This window comes from Pseudomonas sp. NFX71, from assembly GCF_048079215.1.
In the GTDB taxonomy this organism is placed as follows: Bacteria; Pseudomonadota; Gammaproteobacteria; order Pseudomonadales; family Pseudomonadaceae; genus Aquipseudomonas; species Aquipseudomonas fluorescens_B.
In genome coordinates this window covers 4,146,488-4,172,561 of the sequence record NZ_CP182230.1, presented here as the reverse complement: position 1 = coordinate 4,172,561, position 26,074 = coordinate 4,146,488, and the positions used below count along the sequence as shown (strand labels likewise).

The 26,074-nt window shown below is 61.4% G+C and carries 20 protein-coding genes and 3 tRNA genes; 4 read left to right on the top strand and 19 right to left on the bottom strand.

Features of this window, described 5'->3' with window-relative positions; translation table 11 throughout:
* Positions 1-2 precede the first annotated feature (2 nt).
* The 3 genes from ACM1ZW_RS19320 to ACM1ZW_RS19310 form a co-directional block, all read right to left on the bottom strand.
* Positions 3-542, bottom strand: a complete 540-nt coding sequence (locus ACM1ZW_RS19320; protein WP_414878713.1) for a (2Fe-2S)-binding protein — start codon at positions 540-542, stop codon at positions 3-5.
* Entirely contained in the window at positions 535-3,366 is a 2,832-nt protein-coding gene (locus tag ACM1ZW_RS19315) for a xanthine dehydrogenase family protein molybdopterin-binding subunit (RefSeq protein ID WP_416739043.1), read from the bottom strand. The genes ACM1ZW_RS19320 and ACM1ZW_RS19315 overlap by 8 nt, the downstream gene beginning before the upstream one ends.
* 184 nt (positions 3,367-3,550) lie before the next feature.
* Entirely contained in the window at positions 3,551-4,492 is a 942-nt protein-coding gene (locus ACM1ZW_RS19310) for a LysR family transcriptional regulator (RefSeq protein WP_414878711.1), read from the bottom strand.
* Between the two features lie 124 nt (positions 4,493-4,616).
* Between ACM1ZW_RS19310 and ACM1ZW_RS19305 the strand changes: the two genes are divergently transcribed.
* From ACM1ZW_RS19305 to aldA, 4 genes are read left to right on the top strand one after another with little or no spacing between them, the layout of a single operon-like run.
* Positions 4,617-5,912 carry an MFS transporter gene (locus tag ACM1ZW_RS19305; RefSeq protein ID WP_017337648.1) on the top strand — a complete coding sequence of 432 codons (1,296 nt, stop codon included), beginning with the start codon at positions 4,617-4,619 and terminating at the stop codon, positions 5,910-5,912.
* A 17-nt stretch (positions 5,913-5,929) separates the two neighbouring features.
* Positions 5,930-7,114, top strand: a complete 1,185-nt coding sequence (gene rhmD / locus ACM1ZW_RS19300) for an L-rhamnonate dehydratase (protein ID WP_414878710.1) — start codon at positions 5,930-5,932, stop codon at positions 7,112-7,114.
* A 14-nt stretch (positions 7,115-7,128) separates the two neighbouring features.
* Complete coding sequence (locus ACM1ZW_RS19295) at positions 7,129-7,929, top strand: aldolase/citrate lyase family protein (protein ID WP_416739042.1); 801 nt, start codon at positions 7,129-7,131, stop codon at positions 7,927-7,929.
* A 16-nt stretch (positions 7,930-7,945) separates the two neighbouring features.
* Positions 7,946-9,370 carry an aldehyde dehydrogenase gene (aldA, locus tag ACM1ZW_RS19290; protein ID WP_416739041.1) on the top strand — a complete coding sequence of 475 codons (1,425 nt, stop codon included), beginning with the start codon at positions 7,946-7,948 and terminating at the stop codon, positions 9,368-9,370.
* Between the two features lie 118 nt (positions 9,371-9,488).
* Here the strand turns inward: aldA and ACM1ZW_RS19285 are convergent, their stop codons facing one another.
* The 16 genes from ACM1ZW_RS19285 to ACM1ZW_RS19210 form a co-directional block, all read right to left on the bottom strand.
* Entirely contained in the window at positions 9,489-11,906 is a 2,418-nt protein-coding gene (locus ACM1ZW_RS19285; protein ID WP_416739040.1) for a TonB-dependent siderophore receptor, read from the bottom strand.
* Positions 11,907-11,973: 67 nt separating this feature from the next.
* Positions 11,974-12,918 carry a FecR domain-containing protein gene (locus ACM1ZW_RS19280; protein WP_416739039.1) on the bottom strand — a complete coding sequence of 315 codons (945 nt, stop codon included), beginning with the start codon at positions 12,916-12,918 and terminating at the stop codon, positions 11,974-11,976.
* Positions 12,915-13,424: a sigma-70 family RNA polymerase sigma factor gene (locus tag ACM1ZW_RS19275; protein WP_017337643.1), complete on the bottom strand. Its 510-nt coding sequence runs from the start codon at positions 13,422-13,424 to the stop codon at positions 12,915-12,917. Before ACM1ZW_RS19275 ends, ACM1ZW_RS19280 begins: the two co-directional genes overlap by 4 nt.
* A 250-nt stretch (positions 13,425-13,674) precedes the next feature.
* A tRNA-Asp gene (locus ACM1ZW_RS19270) sits at positions 13,675-13,751 on the bottom strand.
* 88 nt (positions 13,752-13,839) lie between these two features.
* Positions 13,840-13,916 (bottom strand) — tRNA-Asp (locus ACM1ZW_RS19265).
* Positions 13,917-13,970: 54 nt separating this feature from the next.
* Positions 13,971-14,046, bottom strand: a tRNA-Val gene (locus tag ACM1ZW_RS19260).
* A gap of 115 nt (positions 14,047-14,161) precedes the next feature.
* The gene (locus tag ACM1ZW_RS19255) at positions 14,162-14,938 is read right to left on the bottom strand and encodes an SDR family oxidoreductase (protein WP_017337642.1); all 777 of its coding nucleotides are present in this window, start codon (positions 14,936-14,938) and stop codon (positions 14,162-14,164) included.
* Positions 14,935-16,146: an O-succinylhomoserine sulfhydrylase gene (locus tag ACM1ZW_RS19250; protein WP_017337641.1), complete on the bottom strand. Its 1,212-nt coding sequence runs from the start codon at positions 16,144-16,146 to the stop codon at positions 14,935-14,937. Before ACM1ZW_RS19250 ends, ACM1ZW_RS19255 begins: the two co-directional genes overlap by 4 nt.
* 64 nt (positions 16,147-16,210) lie before the next feature.
* A complete protein-coding gene (purF, locus tag ACM1ZW_RS19245; protein WP_007905939.1) occupies positions 16,211-17,716 on the bottom strand; it encodes an amidophosphoribosyltransferase in 1,506 nt (501 codons plus the stop codon).
* A 41-nt stretch (positions 17,717-17,757) separates the two neighbouring features.
* Entirely contained in the window at positions 17,758-18,318 is a 561-nt protein-coding gene (locus tag ACM1ZW_RS19240; RefSeq protein WP_017337640.1) for a CvpA family protein, read from the bottom strand.
* Between the two features lie 99 nt (positions 18,319-18,417).
* The gene (locus tag ACM1ZW_RS19235) at positions 18,418-19,089 is read right to left on the bottom strand and encodes an SPOR domain-containing protein (RefSeq protein WP_414878705.1); all 672 of its coding nucleotides are present in this window, start codon (positions 19,087-19,089) and stop codon (positions 18,418-18,420) included.
* Positions 19,073-20,380 carry a bifunctional tetrahydrofolate synthase/dihydrofolate synthase gene (folC, locus tag ACM1ZW_RS19230; protein WP_416739038.1) on the bottom strand — a complete coding sequence of 436 codons (1,308 nt, stop codon included), beginning with the start codon at positions 20,378-20,380 and terminating at the stop codon, positions 19,073-19,075. Before folC ends, ACM1ZW_RS19235 begins: the two co-directional genes overlap by 17 nt.
* Positions 20,377-21,297 carry an acetyl-CoA carboxylase, carboxyltransferase subunit beta gene (accD, locus tag ACM1ZW_RS19225; protein WP_008028281.1) on the bottom strand — a complete coding sequence of 307 codons (921 nt, stop codon included), beginning with the start codon at positions 21,295-21,297 and terminating at the stop codon, positions 20,377-20,379. Before accD ends, folC begins: the two co-directional genes overlap by 4 nt.
* 209 nt (positions 21,298-21,506) lie before the next feature.
* Positions 21,507-22,130: a phosphoribosylanthranilate isomerase gene (locus ACM1ZW_RS19220; RefSeq protein ID WP_416739037.1), complete on the bottom strand. Its 624-nt coding sequence runs from the start codon at positions 22,128-22,130 to the stop codon at positions 21,507-21,509.
* A gap of 63 nt (positions 22,131-22,193) precedes the next feature.
* The gene (gene truA / locus ACM1ZW_RS19215; RefSeq protein ID WP_031318628.1) at positions 22,194-23,018 is read right to left on the bottom strand and encodes a tRNA pseudouridine(38-40) synthase TruA; all 825 of its coding nucleotides are present in this window, start codon (positions 23,016-23,018) and stop codon (positions 22,194-22,196) included.
* A gap of 309 nt (positions 23,019-23,327) precedes the next feature.
* Positions 23,328-25,964 (bottom strand): FimV/HubP family polar landmark protein, encoded by a 2,637-nt coding sequence (locus ACM1ZW_RS19210; RefSeq protein ID WP_416739036.1) that lies wholly within the window; start codon positions 25,962-25,964, stop codon positions 23,328-23,330.
* Positions 25,965-26,074: the final 110 nt, after the last annotated feature.

Below are 26,074 nucleotides of genomic sequence, written 5' to 3'. Positions count from 1 at the left end.
GCTTAACCCTCCTTGACCAGGCCGAGATCGGTCAGCACGTTGCGCGTCGCACTGTAGTAGCGCACGTAGCCGGTGCAGCGACAGACGTGGTGACCGAGGCTGTCCTCGATCACTTGTTCCAGCTGGCTTTTGACGATCGGCTGACGTTGCAGCTTCTCCACCAACACGGTCGCGGCATTCACGAAACCCGGGGCGCAGTAGCTGCACTGGAAGGCGAATTCATCGACGAAGCGCTGCTGGATCGGGTTCAGTTCGGTGACCTTGCCCTGTTCGTCACGGGTCGCGTGGCCTTCGATGGTCCGTACTTTCTTTCCTTCGAAGTAGTGCGCGCCCGTGATGCAGGTGCGCACTTCTTCGCTGGTGCCGTCGGGGTGGTCGACGATCACCACACAGGCGTGGCAAATGCCCTGGCCGCAGCCGAGGCGTGAGCCGGTGAGGTTTCTGTATTCGTGCAGGTAGTCGATCATCGGCAGGTCATCAGGGATGGCCACCGGGCCGACGGATTGACCGTTGAGGGTCAGTTGAAGCGGACGGTCAGCCATTGAGGGCCTCCTTGATGCGGGCAGAAGTGATGGGCAGGTCGCGGACCCGTTTGCCGATGGCATGGGCCACGGCGTTACCGATGGCACCGACCACCGGGATCATCACCACTTCGGCGATGCCCTTCGATGGATCACTCGGCGACAGCGGCGGCAGGATTTCCGCCGTCTGCTTCCAGACCGCAACGTGGCGCGCCATCGGTAAGCGGTAACGGTTGAAGTTCCAGTCACCCTCCCCCGGCCCGCCTTCGTACAGCGGCATTTCTTCCATCAACGCGTGGCCGATGCCCATGGCGATCCCGCCTTCGACCTGGCCCTTGACCAGCTCCTCCACCAGTACCCGACCACACTCGACCCACGAGTGATGGTTGAGCACCTGCACTTCGGCCGAACCCTTGTTCACTTTCAATTCCACCAGCGTCGCCACCGGGCTGTAGTAAGTCACCGCCGCGTTGTTCAACTGGGTGTCCGGGTAATGCACGTTCTGGCGATCGAGCAGATGGAAACCGGCGCTGTTCATCTGCGCCTTTTTCACGTTCGGTGCGCCATCGCCGTACTTCACCGCCAGGCCGTCGAGCGGCAGACGCTCACGCACGCCGTCGATGCTGAACTCGGCCTCGGCCCAGCTCCAGCGGTTGAAACCGTGCACGGTTGCGCCGGTCACCAACCCTTTTTCGTGAGCGTGTTTCGCCAATTGCTCGAAGCTCAGTGGCTGCATGCCGTTGGCCGTGAGTTTGCCGTCGACCCAATGCGCGTCTTCACGACGAACCACATAAGGATTGGCCTGGCCGCCGTAAGGGCCCTGCCCCCAGATCTGCAACGCTGCCGGCCACAAACCGTGGTTGAACAGCACGCGCGCCGCTTCACGGGTGGCGTGGCTGAAGTAGTACGCGGAGTTGGTCGCCGACGAGGCCGAAGCCACTTTGCCGACCCAGCGCGGGTTGCGCAGAAAGTTGTCCTGCTCGGCCTGACTCATGATGTACGGGTTGCCGCCGGTGATCAGTTGCAACTCTTTCCATTCGGTCTCGCCGGTCTTCACTTCGTGCGCCGGGTTGCCGAGGAAATCGGCCACGACCAGTGCTTGCGAAGTGGACATGCCGGTACCGATTTCAATGCCGATGTGGCGCAGATGGATGCGGCCTTCAGCGGTGAATTCGACGCTGGCCATCGGTGCTTCGGAGCCGGTGCCGAAGTCTTTCTGGCAAATGGCAAAACCGACGCCATACCAGTTATCCGGGTCTGCGGATTCGCGCTGCCGTTTGATTGCGTCGCGGTTTTTCCAGACCTCGTGAACGGCGGCCTTGTCGAGAATTTCATGCAGACGCAAGGCACCCGCCGGCACCGCGCCCTGGGTGTTTTTCATGCCCGAGACCATGGCGTTTTTCTTGCGCAGGTCGATGGCGTCGATGCCGAGGCGACCGGCAATTTCATCCACCATCATTTCGGTGGAGGCCATGCTTTGCAGCGTGCCGTAGCCACGCATCGAGCCCGCTTCAACGGCACGCGAGTGATAAGCCGTGACCTGCAAATCGTTCTGCGGCATGTAGTAGATCGACTGCGCCGCCGTGGCGCCAACCGCCGCCACCGATGGGCTGTAGTTGATCCGCCCGCCACCATCGACGCTCATCTCGGCGCGGAAAATCTTGAAGCTGTGATCGGTCTTGTCCACCGCCAGCTGGTAGCGAATGTCGAACGGGTGACGCTTGATGCCGCTCTGGAATTGCTCGTAGCGATCATTGGCCAGACGCACCGGCACACCGGCGCCGTACAACGCCGCAAGGGCCGCGTAGTAGACGAAAATGTTGTGGTCTTTGGAGCCATAGCCGACGGTGTAGCCCGGATGCATGTGCAGGTTGGCCAGGCCGAAACGCGACGGCGCGATCATCTTCGCGGTCTCGGTCGCGGTTTCCAGCGGGCACTGGGTGGCGACGACAAAATGCAGGGTCTTGGTCGCCGGGTCGTACCAGCCGTTGCCGTTGTCCGGCTCCATTGCGGCCGGTTCGATCGACGGGGTTTTGTAGCGCTCGTCGAACACCAGCCAGTTGTCTGGCGGCGTATCGATCTGCTGCTTCATGCGCTCGGCGTAAAACAGACCGCGCTCGGTCAGGTTGCCGTGCAGGTCCGGCTGGGAATTCCATACCGGGCGACGGTTTTTCAGCATCGGGAACAGGATCGAATCCTTGAGACTGGCGAATTCGTCTTCGTCCGCCGAAGTGGCGCCGCCGACGCGTACGTAGCGGAAACTGCCGTAGGGATCGCCTTCGTAGAACGGCACCTGGGCACCGTAACGAATCGCTTTGTCATTGAATTTGAGTTGCGCCTTGGCCTGACGGAAGCGCTCGAAGTCGTTCCAGATCAGGATCGCCACCGGGTGGCCGATGAACATCGGCACCTTGCCTTCGGGCAGCAGCGGATCGGGTGCGTGCTCTTCCGGGAAAACGATGCCGTCCTTGTCCAGGTCCGCGGCGGTGACGATGCGATCGGGCTGCAAGTCCGCACCAAGCCACGACAGGTCGTAGCCCGCATAGATGCGGTCGGCCTTGATGGTTTTCAGCAACATGGCGTGGCCCTGCTGCTGCGGCCAGTCGGGCATGTCCTTGGCGCGGATGTCGCGGGCAAAGACTTTGCTGCCGCAGACCTTGGACAAGGCATCGTTACGCGAGCGCGCCTTGCCGTTGTTGCCGAGCCATTGCTCGGACGGCACGGTCACGCTGTTTTCCATCAAGGCTGCCAGCGCCGGACTGCCGAGCGGTGTCAGCGTCACGCTCACACCCGCCACCAGCCCGCCCTGAAGGAACGAGCGCCGGGATATTTCACGGTTGGACATGGATCATCCTCTGGGCGGTTATGGGCCCGCCCTTCTGGTTATGTTCTGGAAATCTCGAGTCTTGCAGAAGCCCTTTTTGACGTTGCAAAGGGCTGTGTTGACAGTGCAAAGCTGACCGAAAGGTTAACTTTATAGATTTATGCGTCTATAGAAAACAACTGGTTACAAAAATCTGACCGAAGAATCAAAAAACCGCTGCTTTGCGGCGAAGCAAATCGATGAACAAACCCAACTCCCGACTGATGTGTTCACCCTTGCGCAACAGCAATCCGAACGGCGCCAATTGCACGTCCAGCTCTACCGGCAGCGCCACCACCAGACCCATTTTCAGGTAGTCGCGCAATGCGGTTTCCGACAACACCATGATGGCGTCGGTCAGCTGGATCAGCTGCTGCATGGAATACACCGAGCTGCATTCGATGATGTCGGCAGGTGTCGGCAAGGCCAGGCGCTGCAAGGCCTGGTCAAGCCCAATGCGCGCCGGACTGGTTTCCGGTTGCAGGATCCACGGCCAGCCGCTGACCAGTTCCGACAGCTCGAGTTTTTTGCGCCTGGCCAGTGGATGACCGGCATGCACCACCACCAGCAATCGTTCGTTGCCCAGTTGCTCGAACGCGTAGTGCTCGCTGTCAGTGGCCGCATTGCGTCGAGCGATGGCGAGGTCGATGCGACCCTGCTCCAGCAGTTGAATCACCTGGTCGCTGGTGTCGCCCATGATGCGGATTCGCAGTTGCGGATTCAGCGACTTGATCTCGGCAATCGAATCCATCACCAGGTCCGGTGCCGCGCCCATGATGGTGCCGATGGAGAGGTAGCCGTAGCCGCCCTGCTGCCGTGCAATCAGGTCTTCGGCGCAGCGATCGAGGCCGCTGATGGCTGACTCGGCGAAGCGGATCAACTCGGCGCCCAGTGCCGTCGGCCGCATCCCGCGCGGCAGGCGCTCGAACAGGTCGCAACCGAACATGTCTTCAATCTCATGCAGCATGCGGGTGGCGGCCGGTTGCGACATGTTCAGGTTTTGCGAGGCGCGGTGCAGGTTCAGACTGCTACTCAGCGCCACCAGCATGTGCAGATGCTTGTAGCGCAGACGGTTGAGCAGGCTGCGGGAAACGGTGGGTGTCGTCATGGCGGGCCTTTTTATCGATACCCTGAGGGTATCAGTTGTTAGCTAGATTCGATTTGTAACGCATCGATCCGCAGCCGTACAGTCTTTCCCATAAGAACAAATGCCCTACCAAAGGAAAACTGCGATGAAGACTCTACCTGCGCCTCTGCTCGCCAAAATTTCCTGGCGGCTGCTCCCGTTTCTCCTGCTGATGTACATCATGGCTTTTCTCGACCGCGCCAACGTCGGGTTCGCCAAGCAAGCTTTTCAAGCCGACACCAACATCAGTGACGCCGCGTTCGCCTTCGGCGCCGGGGTGTTCTTCGTCGGGTACGCGCTGCTCGAAGTGCCGAGCAACCTGATACTGCACCGCGTCGGCGCCCGTCTGTGGATGTGCCGGATCATGGTCACCTGGGGCCTGGTCTCCGCCGCGATGGTCTTCGCCCACACCGAAACCAGCTTCTACGTTCTGCGCTTCTTGCTGGGCGTGGCCGAAGCCGGTTTCTTCCCCGGCGTCATCCTTTACCTCACCTACTGGTTCCCCAGCGCCGCGCGCGGCAAAGCCATGGGCTTCTTCTACTTCGGTGCACCCCTGGCGTTCATCTTCGGCAGCCCGTTGTCCGGCCTGTTACTGGAGATGGACGGGTTTGCCGGTGTCCACGGCTGGCAATGGCTGTTCGCAGTTGAAGGCCTGATGGCCACGGCGGTAGGTGTCTGGGCCTATTGGTACCTGGACAATCGCCCGGCCGATGCAAAGTGGCTGACCGTTGAAGAACGCCAGCAAGTGCAAGGCATCCTCGATCAAGAAGACAGCCACAAACAGAACCACGGCCGCAGCCTGCTCAACGTCCTGTGCCAGCCGTCGGTGCTGTACCTGTGCCTGATTTATCTGCTGATTCAGGCCAGTGTCTACGGCGTGGTGTTCTATCTGCCCACCCAGGTCGGCGGACTGCTGGGCACCAAGGTCGGACTGATGGTCGGACTTGTCACGGCGATTCCGTGGATCTGCGCGATAGTCGCGGCGTACCTGATCCCCGGCTACAGCGACCGCACCGGCGAACGTCGACGCACCGCTTGCCTGACTTTGCTGATGTCGGCAGCCGGGATCGCCTGCTCGGTGACCTTCGCCAGCCCGTTCCTCGGCATCGTCGCCCTGTGCTTCGCCGCTTCCGGGTTCATCGCCGTGCAACCGGTGTTCTGGACCTTCCCTTCCAGTTACCTCGCCGGCAGCGCTGCGGCGGCCGGGATCGCCCTGATCAACTCGTTCGGCGCCCTTGGCGGCTTCATCGCCCCGGTGCTGAAGAACTGGGCCGAAGGCGCCTTCCATTCACCGGCCGCCGGTCTGTACGTGTTGGCCGGCACCACTGTCATTGCCGCATTGCTGGTCCTGGGTATCCGTTCACCCGTCCAGAAGCCTTCCAGCAAACCGGCCACCGTTTAAACCTGAGGAGTCACACCATGGGCATTCCAACCATCAAACACGTCCGCGCCTTCACATTGAGAGGCGGCGGCGCGGACTATCACGATCAGGCGGACGGCCACTGGATCGACGATCACATTGCCACGCCGATGAGCAAGTACCCCGAATACCGCCAGAGCCGCCGCACCTTCGGCATCAACGTGCTTGGCACGCTGGTGGTGGAGATCGAGGCCAGCGACGGCACTGTCGGTTTCGCGGTGACCACGGGCGGCGAGCCCGCTGCCTACATCGTCGAAAAACATCTGGCACGTTTTCTCGAAGGTGCACGGGTCACCGACATCGAAAAAATCTGGGACCAGATGTACCAGTCGACCCTGTATTACGGGCGCAAAGGCATCGTCATCAATACGATTTCCGGCGTCGACCTGGCGTTGTGGGACTTGCTCGGCAAGATCCGCCAGGAGCCGGTGCATCAGTTGCTCGGCGGCGCGGTCCGCGACGAATTGCAGTTCTACGCCACCGGCGCCCGTCCGGACCTGGCGCAGAAAATGGGGTTCATCGGCGGCAAGATGCCGTTGCACCACGGCCCGGCCGAAGGCGAGGAAGGCCTGCGCAAGAACCTCGAAGAACTGGCGACCATGCGCGAACGGGTCGGCCCGGACTTCTGGCTGATGCTCGATTGCTGGATGAGCCTGGACCTCAACTACGCCACCAAACTCGCAGTCGGCGCCCACGACTATGGCTTGAAGTGGATCGAAGAAGCCCTGCCGCCGGACGACTATTGGGGTTACGCCGCCCTGCGCAACAACGTGCCCAAGGGCATGCTGGTGACCACCGGTGAACATGAAGCGACCCGCTGGGGTTTCCGCATGCTGCTGGAGATGGGCTGCTGCGACATCATCCAGCCGGATGTCGGCTGGTGTGGCGGGATCACTGAACTGGTGAAAATTTCCGCCCTGGCCGACGCCCACAACGCGCTGGTCATTCCTCACGGCTCGTCGGTTTACAGCTATCACTTCGTCGCCACTCGGCATAACAGTCCGTTCGCCGAGTTCCTGATGATGGCGCCCAAGGCTGACGAAGTGGTACCGATGTTCCACCCGCAATTGCTCGGCGAACCGGTGCCGGTGAACGGCCGCATGCGCCTGTCCGCACTCGACCAGCCCGGCTTTGGCGTAACGCTCAACCCGGAATGCCAACTGCATCGGCCGTACAACCGCTGAGTAAGGACCCCGTCATGAACATGCCTCACAACGCTTTCAAGGCCGCCCTGAAAAACCCGGCAACCCAATATGGAATCTGGGCCGGTTTCGCCACGGGCTACGCCGCCGAGATCGTCGCCACCACCGGTTACGACTGGATGCTGATCGACGGCGAACACGCGCCGAACACCGTGCCCGGCGTGCTGGCGCAACTGCAGGCGGTGGCGCCCTACGCCACCGCGCCGGTGGTGCGTGCGGTGACGGGCGACGCCAACCTGATCAAGCAACTGCTGGATATCGGCGCGCAGACGCTGATGATTCCGATGGTCGAAACCGCTGAGCAGGCAGCGGCACTGGTCCGCGCCATGCGTTATCCGCCGCACGGTATTCGCGGCGTCGGCGGCGGTTTGACCCGCGCTACACGCTGGGATGGTGTACCGGATTACCTGAACACCGCCCATGAGCAGCTGTGCCTGATCGTTCAGGTGGAATCGCGCACGGGTGTTGAAAACGTCGAAGCGATTGCCTCCGTCGAAGGCGTCGATGCGGTGTTTATCGGCCCGGCGGATCTGTCCATCGGGCTTGGTCACGCCGGCAATCCCGGTCACCCGGACGTCCAGGAGCGGATTCAACACGCGGTGAACGCCACGCTGGCGGCCGGCAAGGCCTGCGGCATTCTTGCGCCGAACGAAGAGGACGCGCGCCGCTATCAGAGCTGGGGTTGTCAGTTCATTGCGGTGGCCATCGATATCAGCCTGCTGCGTCAGAGCGCCATGGCCACCCTGGCGCGTTATCGCACACCGGCCACCGCTCAAGCGCCATCGCGTACCTACTGATCAAGGAGTCGTCTCCATGCCTGTCTACGAAAACTTCATCAACGGCCGGTTTGTGGCCAGCGCTGCTCATCTCGACGTGATCAACCCGGCCACCGGCGCGGTGCTGTCGAAAGTCCCGGCCTCGACTGCCGAAGACGTAGACCGCGCCCTCGCCGCCGCCCGCGCCGCGCAAAAAGACTGGTCGCGCAAACCGGCGATTGAGCGCGCCGGGCATCTGCGTCGCATCGCCGCCAAGCTGCGGGAAAACGTCGCGCACCTGGCGCGCACCATCACGCTGGAACAGGGCAAAATCAGCGCCCTGGCGGAAGTCGAAGTCAACTTCACCGCCGATTACCTCGACTACATGGCCGAATGGGCCAGACGCATCGAAGGCGAAATCATCACCAGCGACCGCCAGAACGAAAACATCTTTCTGTTCCGTAAGCCGCTAGGCGTAGTCGCCGGGATTCTGCCGTGGAATTTTCCGTTCTTCCTGATCGCCCGCAAAATGGCGCCGGCACTGCTGACCGGCAACACCATCGTGATCAAGCCCAGCGAAGAAACCCCGAACAACTGCTTCGAATTCGCCCGACTGGTGGCGAAAACCGACCTGCCGCCCGGCGTGTTCAATGTGGTCTGCGGCGACGGTCGAGTCGGCGCGGCGCTCAGCGCGCACAAGGGCGTGGACATGATCAGCTTCACCGGCAGCGTGGATACCGGCTCGCGAATCATGGCCGCCGCCGCGCCGAACATCACCAAACTCAATCTGGAACTGGGCGGCAAGGCGCCGGCGATTGTGTTGGCGGATGCCGATCTGGATCTGGCGGTGAAGGCCATCCGCGATTCGCGGATTATCAACAGCGGTCAGGTGTGCAACTGCGCCGAGCGGGTGTATGTCGAGCGCAGGGTCGCGGACCAGTTTATCGAGCGTATCGCGGCAGCCATGAGCGCTACCCGCTTCGGCGACCCGATCGCCCAGCCGGATGTGGAAATGGGGCCGCTGATTAACCGTCAGGGCCTGGACAGCGTCAACCGTAAAGTCCGCACGGCGTTGAGCCAGGGTGCGAGTTTGATCAGCGGTGGGCAGATTGCCGATCTGCCGAACGGTTTCCACTTCCAGCCCACCGTGCTCGCCGGTTGCAACGCTACGATGGACATCATGCGCGAAGAGATTTTCGGCCCGGTGCTGCCGATTCAGATCATCGATGACCTCGACGAAGCCATCGCCCTGGCCAACGACTGCGAATACGGCCTGACGTCGTCGATCTACACCCGCGACCTGAGCAAAACCATGCACGCGATGCGCGAGCTGGATTTTGGCGAAACCTACGTGAATCGGGAGAATTTCGAGGCCATGCAGGGCTTCCATGCCGGGGTGCGTAAATCCGGGATTGGCGGTGCGGATGGCAAGCACGGGTTGTATGAGTACACCCATACGCATGCGGTGTATTTGCAAGGCTGAAACTGGCAATGAACCTGTGGCGAGGGAGCTTGCTCCCGTCCGGGTGCGAAGCACCCACAGAGGGGACGGCTACGCAGTCCAGCGGGAGCAAGCTCCCTCGCCACAATTTGCTGACTGCTTAAAAGTCCACAGTCGCCGAAAGGAGGTAGGTTCGCGGCGTCGACAGCGTCAACCCCGGCTCGCTGTCATCCGAAGCCCCGGCCGAACTCCAGTAGCGCTTGTCCGCCACGTTCTCGACATTGGCCCGCAGGGTGATGTTCTTGTCCTCGACCTTGAACGCATAACGTGCGCCCACGTCGAAACGCTCCCACGAATCGATTTCCTTGTTGTTGGACTGGTCCAGGAACTGCGAGCTGGAATAGATGCCGCGGCTGGTCAAGGTCAAGCCCTGTACGGTCGGCACGTCCCACTCGGCGCCGAGGTTGAAGTTGTATTTGGGCGTTGCCGGCGCGCGGTTGCCGTCGAAGGTGCCATTGGTGGTATTGGTCAACTCACTGTCGATGTACATGACACCGCCGAGCAAGCGGAAACCTTTGAGCGGCTCACCGAAAACACTCAGCTCCACACCGTCGTTCTGACGTTTGCCATTCGGGCCAAAGACGCGCGTCGTGGCGTTGGTTTCATAGGCCGGCTGCTTAATCCGGAACACCGCAGCGGTCACCGCAAACTGACCCGCATCATACTTGGCGCCGACCTCGACCTGACGACTGACGAACGGCGGGAAGATCTCGTCCTCGTTGATCGAGGTCGACGGGGCGATCTTGCCCTGGCTCAGGCCTTCCATGTAGTTGGCATACAGCGACAGCTTATCGGTCGCCTTGAACAGGATACCGCCCGACGGCGAGACCTTTTCCTCATCGTAGGCGGTGTCACCTTTGACATCAGCCGTCCAGTCGTCGACCTTCACACGCTGCCATCGAGCGCCGAGGGTCAGCAGCAGCCGGTCATCGAAGAAACCCAGGGTGTCGGACAACGCCACACCGGTAGAGCGATTCTCGGTGTAGACCTTCGAATCGAGTCGAGTGGGCGTGACCGGCGTGCGCGTTTCCACGGGGTTGTAGAGGTTGCTGTTGGCATTGGCATACCGGGCGCCTCCATTTTCGAAGTCCATGTAGAAATAGCTGGCCGCCAGGTTGACCTCATGGCTCACCGGGCCGGTGTGGAACCAGTTGCGCACCCCGGCGGTAGCCGTGCGGACACTTTCGTCTCGGGTGAAGTCACGGGGCTGAACGGTGAAGTCGCCCTTGTTGTTGGTGACTGAAACGGCGTGACGGAGGAAGTCATGATTGCTTTCACGCGCGCCTACGCCGCCGTACAACATGACGTTATCGCTGACATCGAATTCGCCGTTCACCGTGCCGAACGTATCGTTGGTACTCGCCTTGCTCCAGGGTTGCGCATAGTTGTGACGTACGTCGCTGGCGTGCGGAACCTGTGCGTTGGCGCCGACTTGCACGCGCTCTTGCGGTGCGTCGGTATCACGCTCGGTGCGCCCCAGGTCGGTCGAGAGTCGCAGGCGTTCACCGCGAAAATCCAGGCCCAGTACGGCCATCTCGCGGTCGACATTCTGGTGATCCCATTCGGTGTCGCCGGACTGCTTCACGCCGTTGAAACGAATCCCGAACTTGTTGTCTTCACCGAAGCGCCTGCCAATATCCACGGCACCGCCGGTCTGGCTGTCGGACGCGTAGTTGCCGGTGAACGAAGTGATCGGCTTGTCCGTCGCGCGCTTGGGCACCACGTTGATCCCGCCACCCACGGCGCCTCGCGGCGAGATGCCGTTGATGAGCTGGCTCGGGCCTTTGAGAATGTCGACGCGGTCGGCCATTTCCATGTCGATCGTGTAGGTCGGCAGAACGCCGTAGAGACCGTTATAGGCGACATCACTGTTGAACAGGCTGAACCCGCGAATGGTGAACTGCTCATAGCGCCCACCGGCCGGGTTGGTGGCGCGAACCGAAGGATCGCTGGCGATCAGTTCGCCCAGGGTACGCGCCTGCACATTCTTGACCACCTCACTGGTGTAAGTGGTCATGCTGAACGGCGTTTCCATGAAGTCTTTCGAGCCCAGCAAGCCCTGGGAACCGCGGCGCGCGACCTGGCCGCCGGCATACACCTCGCCGTCGGCCCCGCCTGTGGCGCCAAGAATCGAGGTGGGGGCCAGCTGCAGGCTGCTGCCTTCTGGCGCCGGAGTCAGGATGTAAGCCTGTTCGCCCACCGGTTGCAGTTGCAGACCGGAGCCTTGCAACAGTCGCGCAAAGCCCTCCTCCACGGCATATTCGCCGGAAAGACCGGTGCTGTTGCGACCGCTCACCAACGCAGGGTCTACCGAGAGATTGACGCCAGCCAACCCGGCGAAACGGGTCAGCGCATCGCTCAGGCTGCCGGCAGGTACCTGATAACTGCGCCGGGCACTGTCGTCGGCCCAACTGGAGGTGATGAACAACGGACTGGCACTCAGGCCCAACAACAGGCTCAGGTGCAACAACGGACGCAGGCGCAAAGAAGCCGGGCGTGGATGGCAGGTTGCGGACATTGAAATGGCTCTCTTGATTCGTTCACATGCCTTGAATGACAAGCGAGTCGAAAAAAGGGGACAGGCTTCACACACTATTTTTGCGCGGCAGCAACGTGACCCAGTAGCGGGTTCGGGAATGCACCTCTAGCGGCAGGCTGGCCGCAAGCAGCGCGAGGACGCGGTCAGTGTCGTCCAGCCGGAAACTGCCGGTGACGCGCAGTGTTTCCAGCTCCGGCTCCCAGCGCAGAACGCCCGGACGGTAAGTGCCGAGTTCGCGGAGGAAATCCCCCAGCGGCTGGTTCCTGGCCATCAGCACACCTTCGCGCCAACCGGGAGCCAGCGCATCGAATGGCGTGATCGCTCCGACACCCACCGCTTGCAGGGTGACCTGCTGGCCGCCGCGCACTGCCAGCGCCGGCCCTTGCAAGGGCTGCAACTGCACAGACCCGTTGAACACCGACACTCGACAGCCTTGCGCGTGCTGGCGAACGCAGACTTCGCTTTGACTGACGATGACATTGCCGAACTTCGTCTGGATCGTCAGCGGCGCAGTCCCCGGCACCTTCAGCGACAGTTCGCCCTCGATCAGTTTCACACGGCGGCTCTGCAAATCCACATCGACGGCACTGGCGGTGTTGAGTTGCAAGGAGCTGCCATCGGCGAGCTGCACTTTTTTGCGCTCGCCAGTGGCCGTGTGCAGATCGGCACGCCAGACATCCAGAGGCAATTGTCGGCTGATCAGCCAGGCCGTCGGCACCAACGCCACGGCGCCCAATGCGCGCTTGAGCACCACGCGCCGCCCCGGATCAGGACGATCCAGACTGCTCAGCGCCAGCCCTGAAGGCAGGTCGGTGAAACGCTGACGCAAGGCATGCGCCTTCTGCCAGGCGTGCTCGTGAGTGGCGCAGGTCTCACGCCAACGTTGCAAATTCGCCCGGTCCTGCTCATTGGCGCCGCCCGATTCCAACAACGCAAGCCACTGCGCCGCAGCACGGACAGCCTGACGGGCATCGGACGCTTGACTGTTCACAGGTCCACCAACAGGCAATGCTCGTAGGCTTGCGCCATGTAGCGTTTGATCGTGCGCTCGGACACCTCCAGGCGCTCGGCGATTTGCTGGTAGTTCAACCCTTCGAGCTGACTCCAGAGAAACGCCCGTCGCACTGCCCTCGGCAGTCCGTCGAGCAGTTCATCCAGCGCTTGCAGGGTTTCCAGCAGCAACCAGCGCTGCTCAGGTGATGGCGCACACTCTTCGGGCATCGACGCCAACGCGGCCAGATAGGCCTGCTCCAGACTTCGACGCTGGTAGAAATTGCTCAGTAGGCGTTTGCCCACCGTCAGCAGATAGGCACGGGGTTCTTGCAGGTCGGCGATCCGCTGGGAGCTGGCCAGCAAACGCAGGAACGTATCCTGGCTCAGGTCCGCCGCATCACAGCCGTTGCCCATGCGTCTTCTCAACCAGCTTTCAAGCCAGCCCCGGTGATCGCGGTACAGGTCGTGAAGGGTTTGCTCCTTCGGCATCACTGCATCACTCATCTCAAGAAGCCCTGTGCCAAGGAGTTATCGTAAATGAGAGTGATTCTAATTAATATCGAAGCCGGGAACCAAGTCCTTTATGCACCGCACGGGCAGAAAGTTGGCTCTGGAAAGGCTGGAGTGGCATAAAAAGCCAAATTTCAGACACAAAAAACCCCGGTCTTTCGACCAGGGTCTTTGCTATCGACTCGAAGTAAACCAAAGGCTTTCTTCGTAGCTCCAAGGCGTTCAGTGGGCCTTGAGGCAGATATGGCGCAGCGGACGGGACTCGAACCCGCGACCCCCGGCGTGACAGGCCGGTATTCTAACCGACTGAACTACCGCTGCGTATCGCTTTGGACTTGCGTCCTAACTCGTCTGATCGAAAGCTTCGAGGCTTTCAATCTCGAGCCAGGTAAACCTGACCCGGAAAATATGGCGCAGCGGACGGGACTCGAACCCGCGACCCCCGGCGTGACAGGCCGGTATTCTAACCGACTGAACTACCGCTGCGCGTCGGTGGAGGCTTTTCAGCTTCCATCTTGCTTTCGCAAGACTCTCAAGAAGTGGTGGGTGATGACGGGATCGAACCGCCGACATTCTGCTTGTAAGGCAGACGCTCTCCCAGCTGAGCTAATCACCCTTTGCTTCTCTGAGGCCGCGAAATTTACGCACCTAACGAAGCTAAGTCAATAGCCCGCTTGAAGTTTTTCTGAAAAAGACAAAATCGTGTCATTCGCGCCAACGCCGCTGCCCTGTCACTCGCTGTAAATCATCTTCTTGGTCATGCCGCCATCGACCACAAATTCCTGGCCCGTGACGAAACCTGCATTCTTCGACAGCAGCCAGGCAACCATCGCCGCCACGTCCTCGACCGTCCCTACCCTGCCCGCCGGATGCTGCGCGTGGTCAGCTTCGGTGAGGGGTTCGGCACGCCGCACCGCAGGGTCCCGCGCATCGATCCAGCCAGGACTGACGGCATTGACGCGAATTTCCGGACCCAGGCTGATCGCCAACGCATGAGTCAGGGCCAACAGCCCGCCCTTGCTCGCTGCGTAAGCCTCTGTGTCGGGTTCCGACTGCCCGGCACGGGTCGAGGCCAGGTTGACGATCGCACCGCTGTGAGCACGCAGGTACGGCGCACAGTGCTTGGCCAACAGCATCGGCCCGCTGAGATTCACCGCCAGTACCCGATTCCAGTAAGCCAGATCGAGGCTTTCCAGGGTGATGTTGTGCGGATCGGCCACTGCCGCATTGCACACCAGCGCATCCAGACGCCCGAACTGCCCCAGCACCTCGGCAACACCCAGCGCGACCTGCCCCTCGTTCGAGACGTCCATGGCGATGAACCAGGCGTTATCACCCAGAACCTTCGCCACTTTCGAACCACGCACCCGGTCCAGGTCCGTCAACACCACCTGCCAGCCTTCGCTGATCAGCCAGGCCGCAATCCCCAGACCAATGCCTCGTGCGGCACCGGTTACCAGTGCAACGCGGCCATTGGAACCGGTCGTCGGGATGGACAACTCGATCACAAGGCAGCCAACCCGCGCGCCAGATCGGCCTGCAGGTCGGCCACGTCTTCCAGACCGACCGCAATTCGGATCAAGCTGTCACGAATGCCCGCCGCTTCACGCTCCTGCGGCGCCAGACGGCCGTGGGAGGTGGTGCTCGGGTGGGTGATGGTGGTCTTGCTGTCACCGAGGTTGGCGGTGATCGAAATCAACCGGGTCGCATCGATAAAGCGCCAGGCGCCCTCTTTGCCACCTTTGACCTCGAAACTCACCACGGCACCGAAACCTTTCTGCTGACGCTGAGCCAACGCGTGCTGCGGGTGGCTTTTCAGGCCAGCGTAATGGACTTTCTCGACACCGTCCTGCTGCTCCAGCCATTCGGCCAGTTGCTGCGCATTGGCGCAGTGCGCCTTCATGCGCAGACTCAGCGTTTCCAGGCCCTTGAGGAAAATCCAGGCATTGAACGGGCTCAAGGTTGGCCCGGCAGTGCGCAGAAAACCGACGACCTCTTTCATCTGCTCGCTACGACCGGCCACGACGCCGCCCATGCAACGACCCTGGCCGTCGATGAACTTGGTCGCCGAGTGCACGACGATGTCCGCGCCCATCTTCAGAGGCTGCTGCAACGCAGGCGTGCAGAAGCAGTTGTCCACTACCAGCATCGCGCCTTTGGCGTGAGCGATTTTCGACAACTCGGCGATATCCACCAGCTCCGCCAGCGGGTTGGACGGCGATTCGACGAACAGCAATTTGGTATTGGCCTTGATTGCCGCATCCCAGCCGGACAGGTCCGCCAGAGGCACGTAATCGACTTCGATGCCGAAACGCTTGAAGTACTTCTCGAACAGGCTGATGGTCGAACCGAACACGCTGCGCGACACCAGCACATGATCGCCAGCACTGCACAGGCTCATCACCACCGCCATGATCGCGGCCATGCCGGTGGCGGTCGCTACGGCCTGCTCAGCGCTTTCCAGCGCGGCAATGCGCTCTTCGAACGCGCGAACGGTCGGGTTGGTGTAACGCGAGTAAACGTTGCCCGGCACTTCCCCGGCGAAGCGCGCGGCCGCGTCGGCGGCGGTACGGAAGACGTAGCTGGAAGTGAAGAACATCGGATCACCGTGTTCGCCTTCCGGCGTGCGGTGCTGACCGGCGCGTACGGCCAGGGTATCGAACGCTACGCCTTCGAGGTCGCTGTCCAGCCGACCGGCATCCCAATCCTGACTCATGCTGTCACTCCTTGCCTTGCTCTTCTAGTAGATACAAAACCGGCCCCTCAGGGCCGGTAGTTACTCAGTTGTTGTACAGATCGATGATCGCGCTGACTGCCTGCGTCTTGACCTTGGAGGCATCGTTACGTGCCTGCTCGATCTTGTTCAGGTAAGCCTCGTCGACGTCGCCGGTCACGTACTGGCCGTCGAACACCGCACAATCGAACTTCTCGATCTTGATCTTGCCGCCACCCACCGCTTCGATCAAGTCAGGCAAATCCTGATAGATCAGCCAGTCTGCGCCGATCAGATCCGCTACGTCCTGAGTCGAACGGTTATGCGCGATCAGCTCGTGAGCGCTCGGCATGTCGATGCCGTAGACGTTCGGGTAGCGAACGGCCGGCGCCGCGGAGCAGAAGTAGACGTTCTTGGCGCCGGCTTCGCGGGCCATCTGGATGATCTGCTTGCAAGTCGTGCCGCGAACGATCGAGTCGTCCACCAGCATCACGTTCTTGCCGCGGAACTCCAGCTCGATGGCGTTGAGCTTCTGGCGTACCGACTTTTTCCGTGCGGCCTGGCCCGGCATGATGAAAGTACGGCCGATGTAGCGGTTCTTCACGAAGCCTTCGCGGAACTTGACGCCCAGGTGGTTCGCCAGCTCCAGCGCTGCGGTGCGGCTGGTGTCCGGAATCGGGATGACCACGTCGATGTCGTGATCCGGACGCTCGCGCAGGATCTTCTCGGCGAGCTTCTCACCCATGCGCAGACGGGCTTTATAGACCGACACGCCGTCGATGATCGAGTCCGGGCGCGCCAGGTAGACGTGCTCGAAGATGCACGGGGTCAGGGACGGGTTGGTCGCGCACTGACGGGTGTGCAGCTTGCCGTCTTCAGTGATGTAGACCGCTTCGCCTGGTGCCAGGTCGCGAATCAGGGTGAAACCGAGCACGTCCAGGGACACGCTTTCGGAGGCGATCATGTACTCGACGCCTTCGTCGGTGTGACGCTGGCCGAAGACGATCGGGCGGATGCCGTGCGGGTCGCGGAAACCGACGATGCCGTAGCCGGTCACCATCGCCACGACGGCGTAACCACCGACGCAGCGGTTGTGCACGTCAGTGACGGCAGCGAACACGTCTTCTTCGGTCGGCTGCAGCTTGCCGCGCTGGGCCAGTTCGTGCGCGAACACGTTCAGCAGCACTTCCGAATCGGAGTTGGTGTTGACGTGGCGAAGGTCAGATTCGTAAATCTCCTTGGCCAGCTGTTCAACGTTGGTCAGGTTACCGTTGTGCGCCAGGGTGATGCCGTAAGGCGAGTTGACGTAAAACGGTTGAGCTTCGGCCGAGGTCGAGCTGCCCGCGGTCGGATAGCGCACATGGCCAATGCCCATGTGGCCGACCAGACGCTGCATGTGACGCTGATGGAACACGTCACGCACCAGGCCATTGTCCTTGCGCAGGAATAACCGGCCGTCATGGCTGGTCACGATACCGGCAGCGTCCTGGCCGCGGTGCTGGAGGACGGTTAGCGCGTCATACAGCGCCTGATTGACGTTCGACTTACCGACGATACCGACGATGCCACACATGCGACGCAACCCCTACTTAATGGATCTGAACTGAACACAACTCACTGAGGCGTTTTGGCCGTCGGCAAGAGGTGCTCCTTGAACGGTATTTCAGCGGGTACGCTGATACCGCTGGCAAGCCACTGACTGCTCCACCCGAGGATCAGGTTTTTGGACCAGTCTGCGACCAATAGAAATTTTGGCACGAGCTGCGACTGTTGCCACCACCCGTCCTGCTGTACCGGCCCCAGGCTCAACAGCCCGACCGCCACGACCACCAGCAACACGCCACGCGCAGCGCCGAAGGCCATGCCGAGGAATCGATCGGTCCCGGACAACCCGGTAACGCGAACCAACTCGCCGATAAGATAATTGATCATTGCGCCTACGATCAGCGTGGCGACAAACATTATTGCGCAGCCCGCGATCACGCGAGCCGATGGCGTTTCGATGTATCCGGCGAGGTACTCGGACAATGCACCACCGAACATCCAGGCAACGACTCCTGCGATGATCCAGGTCACCAGCGATAATGCTTCCTTGACGAAGCCGCGGCTCAGACTGATCAATGCGGAGATGGCGATGATTGCAACGATCGCCCAGTCAACCCAGGTAAATGGCACAGTGCAGCCTACAGACGGATAAGGCGGCGCATTTTAGCAGAGCCCATGCTTATCGGTAAGCTGCGATTGTCAGTGCATTTCAAATCGGGGCGATAGTTTTTAACCGCGCTCAGGCTGGAAGCGCACCACAAAACCCTTGAGGTTCTGCTGACGGTTCAACAAGTCACGCAGACGATCGGCTTCTGCCCGCTCGATCAGCGGCCCGACGAATACCCGATTCTTGCCGTCAGCCGTGCGAATGTAGGCGTTGTAACCCTGGCTGCGCAGGGTTTTTTGCAGATTTTCAGCGCTGGCACGATTCGACAGGCTGGCCAGTTGCACGGACCAGCTGACCGACAGGCCATTGGCGTCGACGCGGCTTTGCGTCGTGTCCGGTTTACCCGGTGCGGCAGTGATCGGCTGGCTTGGCGCAGTCGTTGGTTTGTTGACCGGAGCCGGTGCCGGAGGCGGTGTAACCGGCTTGGCGGCGGGCGCAGGCGCAGGTGCAACGGGAGCCGTCGGTGCGATCGGCATCTCTGGCTCTTCCTGCTGGGCGATCTCGTCATCACTCGGCACAGGCTCTTGCGGCAAGGCTTGAGGCTCAGGCACGACCACCGGCTCAACCTGAACCTGCGGCACCGCAGGCACTTGCGGCGCAGCCGGCGCTTCGACCGTGACCTGACGCTGCTCATCCTGACGGGAAAACAGCATCGGCAGGAAAATCACTGCCAGTGCCACCAGCACCAGGGCGCCGACCATGCGCTGTTTGTAGGCCTTATCCAGCAATGCCATTTGCCGCTTCCTCCGTGGAGCGCCGGGCCAGCCATTCAAGGGCCTCGGCGACACAATAAAATGATCCGAACAACAGAATCTCGTCGTCGCTCGTCGCTTGCGCGCACTGCCCTTCCAGGGCAGCGGCCACGCTGTCATAGGACGTTACCGAAGCACCAAGGTTCTGCAACGACCCATGCAAATCGGCAACCGGCCGCGCCCGCGGTGAATCCAGCGGTGCAACAGCCCAGTGCTGGACACTAGCATTCAATTCGCTGACAACACCATCCAGATCCTTGTCCGCCAACAACCCGAACACCGCCAGACGCCTGCCGACCGGTGGACGACTGGCCAGACGGCGGGCCAGGTATTCGGCTGCGTGGGGGTTATGCCCCACATCCAGCAACAGGTTCAGGCGCTTGCCTTGCCAGTCAAACTGGCGGCGATCGAGACGACCGACAACCCGCGTGGCTTTCAGCGCAGCAATAATCTGCGCGTCCACCCAAGGCAAACCGAGCAACAGATAAGCCTGCAGCGCCAGTGCGGCATTTTCCATCGGCAGATCGAGCAGTGGCAGATCATGCAACTCGACTACTCGCCCCTGAGCGTCGAGACCGCGCCATTGCCAGTTGTGATCGGTAACGCCGAGGTCAAAATCACGCCCTCGCAGGAAAAACGGGCAGGCCAGCTCGCGCGCCTTGTCCAGCAGAGGTTGAGGAGGATTCAGATCGCCACAGAGCGCAGGCGCGCCCTGGCGGAAGATACCGGCTTTCTCAAAAGCCACGGATTCACGGGTGTCGCCCAGATAATCGGCGTGATCAACGCCGATGCTGGTCACCAGCGCCATGTCGGCATCCACCACGTTGACCGTGTCCAGACGTCCGCCCAGGCCGACTTCCAGCACCACGGCATCAAGCCCGAACCGTTGAAACAGCCAGAACGCCGCCAGGGTGCCCATTTCGAAATAGGTCAGGGAAGTCTCGCCACGCCCCGCCTCTACCGCAGCAAAGGCCTCGCACAGCTCAGCGTCAGTCGCTTCGACGCCGTTGACCTGCACCCGCTCGTTGTAACGCAGCAGATGCGGGGAACTGTAGACACCGACTTTCAGACCCTGCGCCCGCAGCAACGAAGCCACGAATGCGCAGGTAGAACCCTTGCCGTTGGTGCCAGTGACCGTGATCACCCGAGGCGCCGGCTTGCCCAGCCCCATGCGGGACGCTACCTGTTGCGAGCGCTCAAGGCCCATGTCGATGGCCGAAGGGTGCAACTGCTCAAGGTAGGCGAGCCACTCGCCAAGGGTACGTTCAGTCATATGTTGGCTGGCACCGGTGGAACCACGATCGGCTCGATGGGTGCAGCAACGAATTTCGGCGTCGGCTTGCCGGTCAGTTGCGCCAACAGGTTGCCCAGACGCGGACGCAGTTCCTGACGATGAATGATCATGTCGATCGCACCGTGCTCCAGCAGGAATTCACTGCGCTGGAAGCCTTCCGGCAGTTTTTCGCGAACGGTTTGCTCGATCACACGCGGACCGGCGAAGCCGATCAGGGCTTTCGGCTCGCCGACGATCACGTCGCCGAGCATCGCCAGGCTGGCGGAAACGCCGCCGTAGACCGGATCGGTCAGCACGGAGATGAACGGAATGCCTTCTTCACGCAGACGCGCCAGCACCGCGGAGGTCTTGGCCATTTGCATCAGGGAAATCAGGGCTTCCTGCATCCGCGCACCACCGGAAGCGGCGAAGCAGATCATCGGGCATTTGTTTTCCAGGGCGTAGTTGGCGGCGCGCACGAAGCGCTCACCGACGATGGCACCCATGGAACCGCCCATGAAGGAGAATTCAAAAGCCGAAACCACCACCGGCATACCCAGCAGCGTGCCGCTCATGGAGATCAGTGCGTCTTTCTCGCCCGTCTGCTTTTGCGCTGCGGTCAGACGGTCCTTGTACTTCTTGCCGTCACGGAATTTCAGGCGGTCGACCGGCTCCAGGTCCGCACCCAGCTCGCTGCGGCCTTCGGCGTCGAGGAAAATGTCGATACGGGCGCGCGCGCCGATACGCATGTGATGGTTGCACTTGGGGCAAACGTCCAGGGTTTTTTCCAGCTCCGGACGATACAGCACAGCCTCGCAAGACGGGCATTTGTGCCACAGACCTTCAGGCACCGAGCTCTTCTTGACCTCGGAACGCATGATCGAAGGGATCAGTTTGTCTACTAACCAGTTGCTCATGCTTTCTTTCTCCAGTACCGGCGGCCCGAACGCTCTGGTTCGCAGCCCCGCGTATGCCCTTGAGCTAAATTCATGTGTGTGGCGATGATCGGTGGATAGCCGGGTCAGTGAAGCATGACCTGCGTACAACCCATCAATCCTCAGCCGTGCCTGCTTTGTGCAGCGCAGTGCATTTTGGGACGGCGGCAGTCTGCCAGCCGTCACATCAACTACGCGCTACTGCGTACAGCCTTGATGAATGCCTGAATCTTTGCGTGATCCTTGATGCCCCTGCTCGCCTCCACGCCACCGCTGACGTCCACGGCGTAAGGCCGAACCCGGGCAATCGCCTCGGCGACGTTATCCGGCGTCAAGCCGCCCGCCAGGATGATCGGTTTGCTCAAGCCTTGAGGTATCAGAGACCAGTCGAATGCTTCGCCGGTTCCGCCGGGTACGCCTTCAACGTAAGCGTCGAGCAGGATACCGCTGGCACTTGGGAACGCATTGCATGCCGCGGCAATGTCGTCGCCGGCCTTGACCCGCAGCGCCTTGATGTACGGCCGGTGCCACCCCTCACAATCGGCAGCGGTTTCGTCGCCATGGAACTGCAGCAAGTCCAGCGGCACGGCATCGAGCAGTTCGCCCAACTCGCAACGGCTGACGTTGACGAACAACCCCACAGTGGTCACGAACGGCGGCAGCGCCCTGATGATGTCGCGCGCCTGCTGAAACGTCACGGCCCGTGGGCTCTTGGCGTAAAACACAAACCCGATGGCATCAGCCCCGGCCTCGACTGCCGCCAACGCATCTTCTATGCGGGTAATCCCGCAAATCTTGCTGCGAACGGCTGACATGTCGATAAAACCTCAGGGCAAATCCGGGAAAGTCCCGGATGGTAACAAATGCGTTCGAGGGCGTCAGCCGTCAAGTTCGGCGAAACCGGTCAAGAAGTGTGGACCGATGTAACGCTCGGGCAATTCGAACTCGTCGCGGTACTCGACCTGCACCAGGTACAGGCCGAATGGATGCGCCGTCACCCCGCCGGAACGGCGAATCCGGCTCTCCAGCACTTCCTTCATCCACTCCACCGGACGCTCGCCGGCACCGATGGTCATCAGCACTCCGGCAATGTTGCGCACCATGTGGTGCAGGAAAGCGCTGGCGCGAATATCCAGCACGATCATCTTGCCGTGGCGCGTGACACGCAGGTGATGCAATTCCTTGATCGGCGACTTGGCCTGGCACTGACCCGCACGAAAAGCACTGAAGTCGTGGGTGCCGACCAGGTACTGCGCGGCCTCGGCCATGCGCTCGGCGTCGAGGGGGCGGTGATTCCAGGTGATTTCTTCGTTCAGGTGCGCCGGGCGGATCTGGTCGTTGTAGATCACGTAGCGATAGCGCCGGGCGATGGCCTTGAACCGAGCATGGAAATGCGCGGGCATGACCTTGGCCCAACTGACGCTGACGTCGTGGGGCAAGTTGATGTTGGCGCCCATGACCCAGGCTTTCATCGAACGCTCGACTTGCGTGTCGAAATGCACCACCTGACCGCAGGCATGCACGCCCGCATCCGTGCGCCCGGCGCAGAGCAGCGACACAGGTGAGTCGGCGACTTTGGACAAGGCCTTTTCCAGGGTCTCCTGCACTGTGAGCACACCGGACGCCTGACGCTGCCAGCCGCGAAAACGCGAGCCTTTGTATTCAACGCCCAAGGCGATGCGGAAAAAGCCGTCAGCCGCCATTTCGGCAGCCGGGTTATCTATATTTGCCAAGGAGTAACAGCCTGCTGATCAACGCAAAGGCGGGCATTATAAGGCCGTCGGACCGGGACGCCAGAGGCGCGTGCCGTTTGTGCCGTTGCAGCGCCCATGCCGACCTCTTTATATAGATAGCCTTCCCGGCCGTTCGGTGCGTTTTATGAGGATTTGCTGGCTTAAGAAAATCAAATGTCGGTGCGGGCTTGCCGGCTCGCACATTGAATTTCGCCACTCCCAAGAAACAAAAACGGCAGCCTCAAAGGGCTGCCGTTTTGTTTACGCTTTACCGATCAATCAAGCCAGACGCGCAAGCATTTCCTTGGCTTCGCTCTTCTGACCCGCATCTCCCTCGGTCACAACCTCGTTGAGGATGTCGCGTGCGCCGTCGGCGTCGCCCATGTCGATGTAGGCCTGGGCCAGGTCGAGTTTGGTGGCGACTTCGTCGGTGCCCGAGAGGAAATCGAATTCCGGCTCGTCTGCGGCGGAGGCCAATGCGTCTTCCGCGGTGAAGGTCGGCTCGCTGATGCTCTGGGACAGACGATCCAGCTCGGCGTTGACGTCATCCAGCTCTGCCGCGAAGGCGTCCGGAGCATCCATTTCATCGGCCAGCGACAGATCGAAATCAGCCGGCAGCTCCAGATCGTCCAGCGCCACCTCAGGAACGACTGGCGCTTCAGCGGCAGGCAGGTCCTTGACGTCGTCATCCAGGCTCAACAGGAAATCGTCTTCAGCGAGGGTCGCTGGCGACGCGTCGCCACCGAGGTCCATGTCCAGGTCGAAGTCCGACAGGTCGTCGAGATTTTCCTTGATTTCAGTCTGCTGCTGCAGCACCGACTCAAAGCTCAGGTCGTCGTCCAGCGGGAATTCATCCAGTTCGGCCAAAGCCTCTGGCGAAGGCGTCGGCTCAGGCGCAGCCACCGCCGGAGAAGCATTTTCCAGATCATCCAGACTCAGATCAAACGCGCTATCGAAATCGTCATCAGCCAGTGCCGGGGCCGGGGCCGGGGCTTCGGGCTCGTCCATCAGCAGGTCTTTGACGTACTGGGCGTCCAGTTCGGCGGCGACAGCCGCAGCCGCCAGGCCACCCGCCACGACGACCGCCATGGCCGGGAAGCGGCTTTTCAGCTCTTCGACACGGGCAAAGTTTTCGCCGTTGGCCACGAGCTGACGCTCCTGGGCCACGAACGCATCGCGATCGCCCTGCTGACCGTAGACTTCCATCAGCTTCAGACGCAGGTCACTGCGCTGAGGTTCTTGTTTGATGCCGTCTTCCAGCAACGCAGCCGCCTGATTCAGGCGACCGGCAGCCATGTGCGACTGCGCCTTGGTCAGCACGTCGTCATCGCGATCAGCGGCAGGCGCGACCAATGGCGCGGCGATCGGTGGCGTTACCACCACTGGTGCAATCACTGGAGCCGGTGCCGGGGTCGGCGCTGGTGCAGGAGCCGGTGCAGTCGCGAGCTTCACGCTTGGCGGCGGCACTTCCAGACCTTCAAAGCTGCTTTCAGGCAAGTCCAGATCAGCAGAGAACTCCTGCTCCTCGGACAACGCACGCGCCATGCGCAGGTGCTTCTCGGCTTCCTGCTGGGCTTTGCGGCGACGGGCCAGCAATAGCAGCAACAGCAGCAGAACCACCGCCCCGCCACCGACCATGCCCAGCAACCACGGATTGGTCAGCAGTTCATTAAACTTCTGGTCGTCAGATGTTGCAGGCGCTGGCTCGGCAGGCGTCTCGGCCGGGGCCGGCGTTGCTTCAGGGGCCGTCGCCGAAGGGGCTGGCGTCGCCGGCGCGCCTTCGACAGGCGCAGGGGTCGGGCTCAATTCGGCCGAGATGGCCGGCGCCGTCGTCGCAGCAGCCGGCGCACCCGCAGCACCTTCAGCCTGTAACTTGGCCAGTTGATTGTTCTTCAGCTCGATCAGGCGTTGCAGCTTGTCCAGCTGGCTTTGCAGATCGGTCATGCGGCTTTTCAGTTCAGCGTTGTCACGACGGGTCGTGTCGAGGCTTTCCTGGGTCACGGCCAGCTTGTTGTTCAAGGCTTTGGCGTCGCCGCCCGCACCTTTGCCACCGGCCTTGCCGGACTCGGCGGACACCAGGCTCAAATTGTCCTTGGCAGCCTGCGCAGGAGTGCCTTCACCGCGAGCGCGTTTGGTCGCGTCGAGTTGCTGCTGCCCTGTTCCAGGCTTGGCTACATAGCGACGGCCCTGACGCCACGCGGTGTTCTGCGCGGCGACTTCAGCAATGGCTTTGGGTTGCGGCACACTGGTGGCCTGCGCCTGATCCGGCAGGCGCAGGACCTGACCGGTCTTCAGCAGGTTGATGTTGCCGTTGATGAACGCATCCGGATTCAGCGCCTGGATGGCCAGCATGGTTTGCTGAACCGAGCCGCCATTACGCGCCTTCGCAGCGATTTCCCACAGGGTATCGCGCGGCGTGGTGGTGTATTCGGTCGGTTTGGCGGCGCCCGTCACGGGGGCAGTGACCGCCTGGGTCGGCGCCGGTTGCGCAGCCGCTTCAGCGGTTTGCGGCGAGAATTTGGATGGATCGAGCAGCACGCTGTAATCGCGCAGCAGGCGACCATTGGGCCACATCACCTGAACCAGGAATTTCACCATCGGTTCGGACAGCGGCTTGCTGGAGGTCACACGCAGGACGCTTTTACCACTGGCGTTGAGCACCGGGGTGAAGCTCAGGTCATTGAGGAATGCCTGGCGGTCGACACCGGCCTTGGCGAAATCTTCGGGCGACGCCAGGCTCGGCACCACTTCGGCAGCGGTGAGTTCCTTGACGTCGAGCAATTCGATTTCCGCCACCAGCGGCTGGTTCACCGACGACTTCAGGGTCAGCTCCCCGAGTCCGAGGGCATGCGCCATACCGGAGGACAGCGCCGAGGCGGCCGCTATTGCTAACACCAGTTTGCGAACTTGAACCATAGCCTCATCCTTTGTTTGAACATTCCTCGGCCAGCGAGAAGGTGTTGATAGTCGCTGCCGCAAGGCATTGCGCGCGACGGCGAAGTGTCGTCGCGCGCGAACTTTTCTTG